8 protein-coding genes are annotated in these 13,391 nt (G+C 68.2%); 5 read left to right on the top strand and 3 right to left on the bottom strand.

The genetic code is table 11. From position 1 onward, the window contains the following. Window positions 1-318: 318 nt before the first annotated feature. Window positions 319-888, bottom strand: coding sequence for a hypothetical protein (locus HET64_RS27675; RefSeq protein ID WP_215109880.1), 570 nt, complete (start codon window positions 886-888; stop codon window positions 319-321). 153 nt (window positions 889-1,041) lie between these two features. Continuing rightward, on the bottom strand, window positions 1,042-1,347 hold the full coding sequence (locus HET64_RS27670; RefSeq protein ID WP_215109879.1) for a hypothetical protein: 306 nt from the start codon (window positions 1,345-1,347) through the stop codon (window positions 1,042-1,044). A gap of 1,987 nt (window positions 1,348-3,334) precedes the next feature. Between HET64_RS27670 and HET64_RS27665 the strand changes: the two genes are divergently transcribed. After that, window positions 3,335-6,001 carry a DEAD/DEAH box helicase gene (locus tag HET64_RS27665; RefSeq protein ID WP_215109878.1) on the top strand — a complete coding sequence of 889 codons (2,667 nt, stop codon included), beginning with the start codon at window positions 3,335-3,337 and terminating at the stop codon, window positions 5,999-6,001. A 316-nt stretch (window positions 6,002-6,317) separates the two neighbouring features. Here the strand turns inward: HET64_RS27665 and HET64_RS27660 are convergent, their stop codons facing one another. After that, entirely contained in the window at window positions 6,318-7,595 is a 1,278-nt protein-coding gene (locus tag HET64_RS27660) for a hypothetical protein (RefSeq protein WP_251145957.1), read from the bottom strand. Between the two features lie 177 nt (window positions 7,596-7,772). Between HET64_RS27660 and HET64_RS27655 the strand changes: the two genes are divergently transcribed. The 4 genes from HET64_RS27655 to HET64_RS27640 all read left to right on the top strand — a co-directional run bounded on the left by HET64_RS27655 (window position 7,773) and on the right by HET64_RS27640 (window position 13,315). Continuing rightward, entirely contained in the window at window positions 7,773-8,897 is a 1,125-nt protein-coding gene (locus HET64_RS27655) for a hypothetical protein (RefSeq protein WP_215109877.1), read from the top strand. A gap of 431 nt (window positions 8,898-9,328) precedes the next feature. Continuing rightward, on the top strand, window positions 9,329-10,099 hold the full coding sequence (locus tag HET64_RS27650; protein ID WP_215109876.1) for a TnsA-like heteromeric transposase endonuclease subunit: 771 nt from the start codon (window positions 9,329-9,331) through the stop codon (window positions 10,097-10,099). Next, window positions 10,096-12,408, top strand: a complete 2,313-nt coding sequence (locus HET64_RS27645; RefSeq protein WP_251145956.1) for a transposase — start codon at window positions 10,096-10,098, stop codon at window positions 12,406-12,408. Before HET64_RS27650 ends, HET64_RS27645 begins: the two co-directional genes overlap by 4 nt. Further along, a complete protein-coding gene (locus HET64_RS27640; RefSeq protein ID WP_215109881.1) occupies window positions 12,305-13,315 on the top strand; it encodes a TniB family NTP-binding protein in 1,011 nt (336 codons plus the stop codon). Before HET64_RS27645 ends, HET64_RS27640 begins: the two co-directional genes overlap by 104 nt. Window positions 13,316-13,391: the final 76 nt, after the last annotated feature.

Raw genomic sequence — 13,391 nt, 5'->3', positions numbered from 1 at the left:
TGGGCTATCGTCACGCATGTCAGCAACAGGTCGGCACTACCCGTCAGTTCCAACCAGCAGGTCACTGAGGCTGTGTCACTGACACTCAGGCAACAATGCCCAACTGACTCTCTCCCGCAGACCATCACGACCGCCCCGGGCAACCTGCCACCCGCCAGAGTTCACCGGCTCACGCGCGCACGACACGAACGCGGACCCAGCGGGGTGCGCTGCCAGCTCTGATGACCTCCACGGCCCCACCCAGTCGTCCCCATCACCTGGGCCAAGGGCAGTTGCCTCACCCGCTCGGGCGGCCGGGGCAGGCCGCTGCCCCATGGGTCAAGGGGTCCGGGGCAAGGGATCCAGCGCGCCAGCTGCTTCTTTGAAGTATTTCCGTCCGAGGTTTATCCTCATAAGCCTTTCTTCCTCGGATTCACCCATAGATGTGAAAGTCCTGATCGGAGTATCCAGCATCACTCGATACCACGCTTCAGACCATTTCTTGAAGCTTCGGTCACTCACACCGCAGCCTTTAACGAAGGCGGTGAACTGGCGCGTATCCGAGGGCAGCATTTTCCGTTTGATGATGAGGGAGGCCGAGCTCAGGGGAAGGTTAACTGGCCCTCCGGCTTTGGTCTGTAGTTCCCGAAGGGGTGGCGCACCAGCATCCTCGTAGAGGACACAAAGTGCATAGCCTAGGTCGGCTGCGTTGCGAAGAAGGTCGGTGTGCGGTGCCCGCCAGTCGAGGGTGCCTCGTTCCTCCTTCCGCGCCTTTACCCACAGGTCGCGCAGTTGCCTTCCCATAGCGGCGGCGAGGAACAAGTCGTTCCCCCGCGCAAGCTCCAGGCAAATATCGCGATACGAGTTTACGTTTTCCCACTTAGGAACGCCGCCGGCTGCCGAGGCCATCCTCTTCAACGTGGCAGGGGGGACCCCACCCACGGCAGCCATCTCGCTATAGGTCGCCCCTACCGCGGTTCGGATGGAGCGGAGACATTGCGCCAAGGCTTCGCGGGCGGGGGCGCAGTTCAAGGGCTTCTCTGGACGCGGCACGGCAGGCCCCTACTTCCCGGCACCCGTGGCTGCGATGATTCCGTGCGCGATGGCGAGGAGGGCGCGACGTCCCCCGGTGACGGCGATGGTCACCGCGGCACCAATGCCTCCGCAGTAGCCGAGGAAGACGGGGATCTCCGAGGTGGTCATCCCGAGAGCGAACAACACCGCCCCGAGCGCCGGGAACGCGATCAGAAGAAGAGTGTGGGCCAGGGTAAGACGAGCGGCGCCGGCATCACCCGCGTTCTTGGGCGCAGACAGATCTGTGCCGACGGTAGGGATGGCGCTGGCGTGGCGGCCGTTCTTAGCGGACATGGGCGAAAGCCTCACTTCGACTGTCTGTCGATGGAATGAATCCATCGGTGTGACAGGAGGGGGTGCGCCGGTCCGGAGACCGGCGCACCCCCGTCCTCTGGGTGCAACCCGCGTTTCGGCGAGGGGCAGTTGGCGCTGCATCCCGCTACGGGCAATGCCAGTGTCCCAGGAGCGCTGCGCCCCTCCCAATCCGATCGACCTGACAGCGGACCGATATGATCCTTTTGTCGACTCGTTGGCTCAAATCCGTTCGAGGCGAACGTGACGCCCGTCACAGCATCCAGAATTGCCGCCGCAGAGGATCTAACCTGCACAACTGCCAAGGGCGCGGAGCGGTTTGCGGAGACAGGACTGCTGTGTATGGGCATCGGTACAGCCCGTTGGACCAGCCGTGTACAGGTGTCTTTTGCGATCCAGAGGACTTACGCCCACACTGGGCGAGCAATGGCAGCCATTAACAGGTAGCCACTGTGAAAGCCCTGGTCCACTGGGTGCAACCAAGAACTGAGGGCGTAGGCGGAACGCGTGTTGGCGCACGCACCGCCATGCAGAAGGGGAGGCCTCCGGGCCTCCCCTTCCTGCTGTCTACGGACTGCGCCCTCCACCCGCAGTCGCGCGCCGGACCAGCCTTCTCAACACTTCCTTGCGGTGTACCGCCCTCATGACAGTGAACCCCCTCCTCCGCGCCCGGGCCCATCGACACGGATGGGACAGAGGGCCCCACCCCGCCGACCTCTGGCCCGGCGGGGTGGCACAGGGTACGGCCGGTGGCTTTGTTCACGAGTTCCGACGGCAGATGTCGATTGCTTCGGGAGGCACCCGCAGGCCGGCGGGATCGATGTTCACGAGAACGGGAGGCACCCGCCGCTGCTCGGCAGCGGCGCGACACTGGGGACCACCTGCGCCCGTAGCCAGCGCTTTTGTCTTGTCATCCAGCCAGGCCGCAGGCGGCGCTCAACCGGTCACCACCGAGGCGATGCCCGTTCTCGGGTTCTGGCTCAACTTCTGTGGAGCTGCACCGTTCGCGCCTATGCCTGCGTCGGACGGATGGACCGACCTGCTAGTTTCCATCGTTCTGAGTCCTAGTGAACTGATCGCCGAGCCGGCACCACAGAAGTTGAGCCAGAACCCGTTCTCGTGAACATCCCGAGCACCAGGTGCCTCCCGAACTGCTGTCGAAACGCTGCTCCGCGACGTGAACAGAGCCAGTACGGCCGGTCACGGGGAGGGCCGGTCCCGGTATCCATGAGGACGCACAGGACAAGCGACAGGATCAGAGCGCCCCATCCGGCGGTCCCGCCGAGGAACGAGCCCGTGGCGTCCCGCACGTTCGGGCGGTCCAGCATGAAGAAGACCATGGCGATGGTGACGAACACGAACATGCCCACCCGCCAGGAAGAGCACAGCCCGCAGAGCGAAGACGGGCGGGGCGGTACGGGGCCGACGCGGGGTCGGTGCGGGAGTGGCCGGGTCGGGCGTCGGGGTGCAGTCGATCGTCGTCATGACGGACACGTCCTTCAATCGAGCGCGGATCGTGGAGCACCTGCACCCCTTGCGCCGCGGGGTAGGACAGCGACAGTCGCGAGCGAGGCACTGGTGGGCATCGCGGATTGGGACTGGTTCACGGCGCGGCGGCCGGTCTGCCGGTCTGCCGGTGCCCTTGAACTGGTCCTACATGTGGCGGACGTGAGCCAGCATGAGGGGGTGGACCTGGTGTCGCTGAAGAAGTTCGTCCGGGAGGCCGTGCTGCCGCGCACGCTTCGCACACCACGGTGCGGCGGCCCTGGGCTGGAAGCGGCTGGGCGAGGCTGGCGGCCTCTGGGCGGCGTGGACGAGAAACAGCGATCCGGACGGCAAGCTGTCCTTCAAGGACGGAAAGCCCGGCGGCGGGCACAGGACGGATGCGTCAATCTGGATCGACCTCGGTGGAGCCTGCACTCTGCACGCGGCCATCTGAAAGACCGCATGAATCGGGGAGGGCCTAGAAATGCTTGTGGTTCCGCTCAAGGAGCACCAGGTCGACCAGAAGTCGAGCTTTCGTAACTGGGTCGGATTCCCTGCAAGATCATTCGTGCCTCCGGAGGGGGCACGTGCGATGGGGGTGTCCGCGACCGGGTCCGGTAAGACGATCACCAGCGCTTCGTGCGCTCTGGAGTACTTCCCGGGCGGGCGGATTCTGGTGATGGTGCCCACGCTGGACCTGATCGTGCAGAGTGCCCAGTCCTGGCGGCGGGTCGGGCACCGGGCGCCGATGGTCGCGGTCTGCTCGGTGGACAGGGACGAGGTCCTGGAGCAGCTCGGAGTACGCACCACCACCAACCCCATCCAGCTCGCCCTGTGGGCGGGGTCCGGGCCGGTGGTCGTGTTCGCTACGTACGCCTCTCTCGTGGACCGTGAGGACCCCGCCGATGTCTCTGGCCGTGGGACTGTTCCTGGGCCGTTGGAATCGGCTCTGGCGGGCGGGGAGCGGCTGTACGGGCAGCGGATGGCTCCGTTTGACCTGGCCATTCTTGACGAGGGGCACATGACGGCCGGGGACATGGGGCGGCCGTGGGCTGCGATCCACGATCAGTCCCGGATTCCGGTCGACTTCCGGCTCTACCTGACCGCGACCCCGCGGATCCTCGCCGCGCCCCGGCCGCAGCGCGGGCGGGACGGGCGGGAGGTGGTGATCGCGTCGATGGAGGACGACTCCCGCACCTACGGCACCCGGATTTTCGATCTCGGTCTGGCAGAGGCGGTGGAACGCTCGATCCTTGCGGGGTTCGAGATCGACGTGCTGGAGATCCGCGACCCCGACCCGATCCTGGGCCTGTCCGAGGACGCCCGGCGTGGCCGGCGCATGGCCCTGCTCCAGGCGGCGCTGCTGGAGCACGCGGCGCAGCAGAATCTGCACACCACCATGGTGTTCCACCAGCGGGTCGAGGAAGCCGAGGCGTTCGCCGGGCAGATGCCGGGCACCGCCGCCGAGCTGTATGCCGCTGAGGCTTCCGCGGCGGCACTGGCCGGTGCGGAGACGCTGCCCGCGTCGTCGATCGACGCCGAGCTGTACGAGCTGGAGGAGGGCCGTCATGTGCCTGCGGACCGGGTGTGGGCGGACTGGCTGTGCGGGGACCATCCCATCGCGCACCGGCGTGCGGTGATCCATCGGTTCGCCAACGGCATCGACTCCGAGAGCCGGCGGGTGCACCGGGCTTTCCTCTCCTCGGTACGCGCACTCGGGGTCGGGGTCGACATCACCGGACTGCGCGGGGTCGAGGCCGTGTGCATCGTCGGCTCGCGCGGCTCCCAGGTCGACGTCGTCCAGAACATCGGACGTGCCCTGCGCCCCAACCCCGACGGCCGGGCCAAGACCGCGCGGATCATCATCCCCGTCTTCCTCCAGCCCGGGGAAGACCCGAAAGACATGATCGCCTCGGCCAGCTACCAGCCCCTGGTCGACATCCTCCAGGCCCTGCGCTCGCACTCGGAACGCATGGTCGACCAGCTCGCCTCCAGCGCCCTGACCCGCGGCACCGAACGCCGACGCATCCACGTCCGCCCCGCCACCGCGGCCGGCCCGGAGAACGGGGACATGCCCGCGGAAGCCGGCGAGGCGCAGCAGGAGGGCGACCGGGTCACCTCCATCGTGGTCAACTTCGCCTCCCCCCGCGACGCCGCCGACATCGCCGCCCTCACCCGCTGCCGCGTCATCCGGCCCGAATCCCTCGTCTGGCTCGAGGGCTACCAGGCCCTCATCCGGTGGCGCACCGAGAACGAGATCACCGGCCTTCACGCCGTCCCCTATGACGTCGAGACCGAGGCCGGCGTGACGAAGGACTATCCCCTGGGCCGGTGGGTGCACCAGCAGCGCAAGGCGCTGCGCGCAGATGAACTCGACACCCACCGCAAAGAGCTCCTCGACGAAGCCGGGATGGTCTGGGAACCAGGCGACGAAGCATGGGAGAAGAAGCTCGCCGCGCTGCGGTCCTACCGGCGGGCCACCGGGCATCTCGCACCCCGGCAGGACGCTGTCTGGGGCGAAGGCGAGGGGGACGGCGAGCAACTGGCCATCGGACAGCTCCTCGCCAACCTCCGCCGCAGGGGCGGGCTCGGCAAGGACCCCGGGCGAGCGGCGCAACGCGCGCAGCAGCTGGCCGCGATCGACCCGGACTGGAACTGCCCCTGGCCACTCGACTGGCAACGCCACCAACGCGTCCTGGCCGACCTCGTCGACGCCGACGGCCACCTGCCGGACATCGACCCCGGGGTGCTGTTCGAGGGTGACGACATCGGACGATGGCTGGAGCGGCAGAAGAACCCAGGCACGTGGGCGCAGCTGTCGACCGATCAGCAGGAACGGCTGTCCACGCTGGGCGTACAACCCATTGAAGCACCTTCCCCCGCCCCGGTGGCTGCACGGTCGAGGACGGGATCGGGCAGGGCCCAGCATGCGTTCCAGCGGGGCCTGGCGGCTCTCGCACAGTGGGTGGAACAGGAAGGCGCAGGCCGGCCCGTACCCCGCGGCGCGGTCGTCGAGATCGAGGTCGACGGCCAGGAGGAGCCGGTGCCGGTGAAGCTCGGCGTATGGGTCTCCAACACCCGCGCGAGGCGAGACAAACTCACGGCAGAGCAACTGGGCGCGCTGCGGAAGGTGGGCATGGAATGGGCCTGACGGAGGTAGCCGCTGGGCCCTCATGCCCGTCGTAGCGCTGCCGCTCTTCCCTCAGCGCTGGGGCGGGCCTGCAGACGGGCCCTGCAGGGCCCTCATGCCAGGGCAGCGTGGCCGGCCTCGATGGCCTCCGTCAGGTCTGGCTGCTCTCCGTTCGCCGGGTGGACCATCCGGATGAGACCGCCGTCGTGCAGGTCAATCATCGCCTTACGGAGCCCGAACTGCTGGACCGGTTGTCTCCTTCCACAGGGGCACCGCCGCCACACGCTGGCCAAGTGCCGTCGTCGGGCCATGGCGAGAGAGCACGCCGAATAGCGTGTCAGCCGGTCGGCTGTGCAGTCTCCTCCCACATTCTCAGAACGGGGGCGAGGGTGTGCTCTACCGCGTACTCGGCGTCTTGTGGATCAGAACAGGTCGTCTGCCGGGCAGGGCCGCGAGTAACCAGGGACATCTGTCCTGCCCGGCGGCCGTCACGCGTCGCGGCGTAAACGGTGAGCGCTTCTAGCCGGTCCAAGCGGTCACGCGGCGGGATGAGTACGGTGCCGAGTTCCTGCTCCGTGCGCGTGGGTTTGGCGAACCATGATTCCGAGGTCACGACGACGCCGTCAGCCTTCAGCGCGTTCACCTGGTTCGCGAGCTTCTCGAAGGAGAGAATCTTCGTGCCCTGGCTGTCGAAGTCGAGATGGCCGAATTGCACCATCGTCTCTCCCCTGTAGAGGAAGACGAACATCGTGTGGAAACCGTCCTTCTCCATCAGCCGCCGGGCGTTGGCCATGTGCCAGGGCACCGAAGCGATCGGATCCCCGGGATGCGGCTCGGGTTGCTGGCCGTAGCGTTCGATCGCCAGCCTGGTGCCGTCCTCGTCGCGCTCGATGGTCAGGTTGTATGACTCGATCTGGACGCCCCTGAGTACGTCGAAGTGGGCTTCCAGGTCATCCTTGGCAACCAGCATGCAGTGCGGCCTGGTTCCCGACGAACTGAGGCGTGCCGTCACGCATTCCTCCTCACGTGCCGAAAGGTCGCACACCTGCACACCGGCTGCACGGTGTCCCTCGGCGAGCAGCGCGGCAAGCTGTGCGTACGCCTCCCCCGTCGCGTCCAGCAGCTCCCACTCAGGCAGCGCCGCGTCCACCCAGCGCCGTCGCACGGTCACAGTGCCGCCCGGCGGCCGGTACCGGCGGACGACATCGTCGAGGATTTCCTGGACTGACATCCGGGGCGGGAACTTCGCCGAGGCGCCCAGAACGCGCTGCAGCCAGTTCTGCTGCCAGACGATCTGCAGCTCGCTGTGCAGCTCCAGATCGGCTTCCTTGGTGATGCGGTTCCGGGACTTGACGACCCACCGCATGATCTCGCTGTTGCCGGACTGCTGTTGGAACCGGGGATACCACTGGTCGAAGCCCGCGAGCTCCTTCTTCTGCTTCTGCAGCAGCCATGTGACGTTCCGCAGGTTCGGGACCAGCGCGTTCAGCATGATCCTGAACCCGTGCGGATCGAAGTAGTCCTCGTGCAACCTGTGCCACTGCGCATGGCCGTCCATCAGCCGCCGATGAGCACCTGGCATCGGGCACTCCTGCGCGATCTCTTCCCCGGTCATGCACCGATGTTAGGCGGAACACTTTCCTGATATGACTGCTTTTTTGCTATCCCTCATGCAGGTGTACATCGGAGGCCCGGCCGTGCTGTGCGGTGGGGCAGCCAACCCTTGCCCCAGACCCACCCGGGCACGACCGTTCTGAACATCGACTTCGACCCCCTGCGGAGAGCCACCCGGATGACGAACGACCAGCAGCCCGCGGAGTCAAACGATCTGCAGGAGCGCGAGGCCCGGTTCGACTACGGGTTCCGGATGAAATGCGATTGCGGTGAACTGTCCGATCTCTCCGCCGCCGGTTACATCGAGCGCGAGTCACTCGACGCCCGGATTGCGTGCAGCCACTGTGGTACCTCGATCCATTACGGGCGCGCCGTCGCCGGGATCCGTGACCGACATGATCCCGCCCTCGACAACTCTGCGGTCGCCCGGTTCGCCTGGTATCACTCCAGTACATCGCCCGACTGGCCGTCGCCCGACTACACCAGCAGGTTCGCTGCACGGGTCCGGGAAGCTGAGCTGCGCCTCGGACACCGTTACGGAACCCACATCGAGCGCGCCAAGGCTCTCCACGTCGGCACATACGAGGCCGCCGTAGAGAACATGCTGCGCCGGATGCGCGATCAGGACGATGCCACGTCCTCGTTCTACCTGTACCGAGTCTCCCTCGGTATCAGCGCCGGGCGCATCAACGACGGCTACCGGGAGGAGAACAACGAGCCGGCTTCGCAGATCAGTCTGGACGAACTACAGGCTCTTGGGCTCGATGCCCTCCGCTACCTCAACACCCACGAAGCCATCGGCTCGCTGTCGCTCGCCATCCACCCGCGAGCAATCCGTTCGCTCCAGGTGGTTCCGCTTCCGGTCACCGACCTGGCAGCACCGCAACCACCGGCGCTGTCCCAGCGGCTCCGCGAACTGGAGGCTGAGCTCGACAGTCTGCAAGCGGCAGCACGCGAGCAGCTACAGGTCAGGGACAGCCCCCTGCAAGCTCTACGACGCAGGATGTCCGAACGTACCGGTGTCACACCGTCGACAACGGCCGTCGAGGGGGAATGGGCCCTGTGGGAGCAGGTCGTCGCCGAGCTCTCCGCGCACCACTTGCACGGCATCTCACCGCTCGTTCAGCGGGACTTCTGCCACGCCCTTGAAGACTGGCGGCGCAGTAGGGAAGCCGCCATGGACGAGTTCGCAAGCTTCTTCGCTGCACTCGCGGCGACCTTGACCCGGCCCTCTGACGTGATGCAGCGCCTGACCCAGGGGACGGGACCGGCTAACGGAAGCAGGGGCTCGACGAAGCTGTAACGCGGGACGTGAGGTCACAGTCGACGAGCCACCGCACGCACCACCCGGGTGGCCACCGCCCGCACCCGGCCGCCAGCGGCGAACGGCGTGCGTGGGGCAAGGGTCTGCACTGACACCGCCGTAGGATGCGGGCCGTCATCAACAACACTGGGCGAACCAGGACCGCCCGGGTGGCGGAAATTGGCCGATTCAGGTCGTACGCGCGAGCCGGGCACGCTTGACTGGAGCGCATGATCGACAGGCACCACCCGCCGGCATCCGGCGGCCCCGGTTTGCCCCCGCCACCACGGCAGATCGCGGGAGCGCACAGCGCTGCGGAGGCCGGTCCTCGGGCATCTGGTCCGGCGGGCGGAGGATGCGACCCGCTGCCGCTCGCGGCGGTCCGTGAGCCGGTTCGCGCGCCCGGTCGCTCTGCCGGGACGTCGGACGGGATGCCGGACGATGCTGAGGAGGCCGCGGAGTTGCCGGTCGGGATCGGCGACGGGCTGATAGCTCGGTTCATCGACCAGGCGGGGACCGAGCGGCGGATGCCGTGGGCGGAGGCCGCACGTGGTGTCTGCTGGGAGGAGTGCGGCCCGGTGCGCCGTTTCCCTGTGCGGCATGGCAAGCGGATGGCGCCGGGGTGGTGGTCGGCGACCGACGGGCGGCTGGTGCACTATGCGTCCGGGGTGATGCGGACCCAGGTGATGCTGCTGGACCATGACCCTCGCGTGGTGGCCATTGTGTGCCGCCCGGTGGAACTCACCTGGCGTGGGCGAGACGGAGGCTGGGTGCGGCACGCACCGCATCTGATGGCCCGGCTCGCGGACGGCAGGGGTCTGCTTGCGGACTGCGCAGGGCACGGCGACATCTCTCCGCGCCTGGCCTGCCGGGCGGCGGTGATGGAGGCTGCCGCCGCGGCGGTGGGGTGGCAGTACCGGGTTCTGCGGCCCCCGGATTCGGTTCTGGCGGCCAATCTGCGCTGGCTGGCCGGGTACCGGCACCCCCGCTGCAAGGGCGGAAAGCTGGCCAGGCGCGCGGCCGAGGCATTCCGGCTGCCGCGGCCCCTGATCGAGGGGGTGTATGAACTTGGCAACCCAATCCAGGTCTTCCCGGTGGTCTTCCACGCACTGTGGCACAGCGACTTGTCGGCTCCACTCGGCGTGCCCCTGCACGAGCGGGTGACCGTGACGGCGGTTGCCCGAGGGCGGGGGCAGGGATGAGCGGCACGGTACTGGAGCCCGGAGCTCAGGTGCGCTTCGCGAAGCGGACCTGGACGGTCGTCATGCTGGAAGGCCTGTCCGTAAAGCTGATCGACGCGGACAACTCCGTCGCCACGGTCCTGGTGAACTACCTCTTCGCCGACCCCGACTTCGAAGTGGTGGGCGCCCCGCGGCGCAGCGTGCCGCCGTTCGGGCTCCTGGAGGAACTGCCGGAGCACGTGCGCGAGCAGGCGTACGCCTGGGAGCGGCACGTGCGCGAGGTGGAGACCGGGTACCCCGTTCCGGGACAGGGCCAGGTGCCGCGGGCCGAGTACGATCCGGCCCGGCGCACCATGGCGAAGCGGGAGGCAACCAAGGCCGCCGAGCTGACGGCGGCCGGGCAGACGGCCAGTGCGGTAACGGTGCGGCGGATGCGGGCTCGCTACCGGGAGTACGGCCTGTGGGGGCTGGTGGACGGCCGGGCCGCCCGCCGCCGCTCACCAGTGGGACGCGCCGACGAGCGGGTGATCGCCGCGATCGAGCAAGCACTGCAGGCGCAGCGGAAACGATCGACCGGGACGCTGAGCCGGCTGCGGCGCACCGTCGGCTGGATCCTGGAGGACACCCACGGCGTGGGGGTGGTGAAGGTACCGCCAGCCTCGACGTTCAACCGGCTGGTGCACGCCCTCGCCGATCGCCAGGGACTGCTGGGGACGGCGGCACAGCGGCGCCGTCATTCCTCACGGCCGGCTCCGCCGTTCACCCCGACGGTGGCGTTGCGGCCCGGTGGGCTGGTGATGCTGGACAGCACGCCTTTGGACGTGATGGTGGTCCTGGCCGACGGGGTGGTGGGTAAGGCCGAGTTGACGATCGCGCTGGACGTGGCGACGCGCAGTATCTGTGCGACCGTTCTGCGGCCGATGGGCACAGGGTCGGTGGACGCGGCGATTCTGCTGGCGCAGATGGTGACGCCCATGCGGATGCGCCCTGGGTGGGAAGATGCGCTGGCGATGTCGCGGTCGGTCATCCCCTACGCGCGGCTGGTGTATCTGGACGCGCGGCTGGAGGGGGCGGCGGCTCGTCCGGTGATCATGCCGGAGACGGTGGTCGTCGACCAGGGCCGGGTGTTCGTCTCCGCCTCGTTCGTCGCGGCGTGCGACAGCCTGGGGGTGTCGGTGCAGCCGGCGCCGCCGGCCAACGGTCCGGCCAAGGGACATGTCGAGCGGATGTTCCGCACCATCGGCGACCGGTTCTCCCAGTACGTGGCCGGTTACACCGGCTCCGACGTCACTCAGCGCGGCTCTCACGTCGAGGACGAGGCGTTCTGGACGCTGCCGCAGGTGCAGGACCTGCTGGACGAGTGGCTGGTCGCAGACTGGCAGCACCGTCGGCACGCATCCCTGCGTCATCCTCTGGCCCCGAAGCTCGCGGTGTCGCCGAACGAGATGTGGGCCGCGCTGGTCGGCGTGACCGGCTATGTGCCGGTGCTGCTCAGCGAAGACGACTACGTCGAGCTCATGCCGGTCAAGCGGCTGGGCATCAACGATTACGGCATCCGCTTCGACTACCGCACCTACGACCACGAGGTCCTCAACCCGCACCGCGGGTTCAGTCGACGGCCCCGGACGGGATGTGGGAGGTGCACCACAACCCCTATGACCCCCAGCAGATCTGGGTGCGGCTGCCTGGCGGCTGGGAGGAGGTGCCCTGGATCCACAAGGAGCGGGTCAGCCTGCCCTTCACCGACTTCACCTGGCGGCACATCCGCGCGACCGTCGAGCGCCGCGGCGACCGCGACGAGCACGAACAACAGCTCGCCCAGGCCCTGGACCGCCTCCTGCGGCGGGCCGGCAACGGGGAAGGCACCCGCCGCGAGCGGACCATCGCGGCACGCGCCAGCGCCGCAGCCTCCCTCGCCGGGCCCGCCCCAAACCAGCAGGAGCCGCCCGACCCCCTCACCGCCCCGACCCTCTCCTACGGCTTGGTCGGCGCCTTCACCCCAGCAGGCCTGGATGAGCCTGACGATGAAGAGTTCGAGGACGGCTGGGACGAGGACGAAGACCCTCTCGGCACATCAGACGATGCCGGCGACGGCCCCGCCGGAGACGAACAGCCATCCGGGCGGGCCGCAGTCCCCCGCCCGTCGCGGATCTACGACGCCCGCCAGGAGGCAACCCAGTGGTAGCACTCGCCGAAGCCGGTCCCGTCCCGGACGAGGAGCAGCAGATCGCGGCGTATGCGCCGCCGACCACACGGGAGGGCTGGCAGCAGTTCGTCGGCACTCCCCCACTGCAGCCCCCGCCCACCGGGGACGAGGACTGGTCGCTTGAGGAACGCCTGGACTACCACTCCCGGTTCGTCGTCCTGACCACCCCGGCGATGCAGCGCATCTCGCTGTCGGTACGGCGGCTTATGCTCCTCAACCGCCGCCAACAGGGCACCGCGCGCCGCGGGCTTATCGTGTCCGGGCCGCCCACCACCGGCAAGACCACCACCCTGCTGGAAATGGGCCGCACCTTCGAGCTCGCCGAGCAGCGCCGCCACCCCGGCCGCACCGACCGGCTGCCCGTGGTGTTCCTGGCGGTGCCGCCCGCCTCCACTCCCAAGATGCTGGTATCGGAGTTCGCCCGGTTCCTCGGCATACCCATCGCGGCCCGGATGAACCAGGCGCAGATCACCGACGCCGTCTGCCACCTGCTGTGCCAGCTGGGCACCGCGCTGGTCCTCGTCGACGACGTCCACCTGCTCGACACCCGCACCCGGGCCGGCGCGGAGACCTCCGACCAGATGAAGCACCTCGGCGAGAGGATCCCGGCGACGTTCGTCTACGCAGGCGTCGACGTCGAGGCATCCCCCCTGCTGAACGGGCCGCGCGGCACACAGTTGGCAGGCCGCTTTACCCTGGTCCGCAACACCGCGCTGTCCTGCGGCAGCGCCGAACAGCGCGCGACCTGGCTGGACCTGGTCACCGACATGGAGAACGCCCTGCACCTGCGCCACCACACCGGGGGCACTCTGGCCCGGCACGCCGACTACCTCCACCAGCGCACCGGCGGAGTCATGGGAAGCCTCTCCCACCTCATCCGTGAAGCCGCCCTCACCGCCCTCCTCGACGGCAGCGAAAAGATCACCAAACGGCTCCTGGCCGGCATCCAGCTCGACATCCGCGCGGAGCAGCAAGCCCGCTCGCCCCGAAAGCGCCTCCCGCGCCCCCGCAACAACGGCACTGGATCCTGACGAGGCGGACCAGCGGTGAAGACCACCAGCCCTTTGATGGAACCTGCCGTCAAGGACCATGCGCAGCCACCCGAAC

Origin of the sequence: Streptomyces sp. McG3, assembly GCF_018619185.1 — a bacterium.
GTDB lineage: Bacteria > Actinomycetota > Actinomycetes > Streptomycetales > Streptomycetaceae > Streptomyces.
The sequence above is the reverse complement of the archived record's forward strand: the minus strand, read 5'-3'. Positions and strand labels throughout refer to the sequence as shown.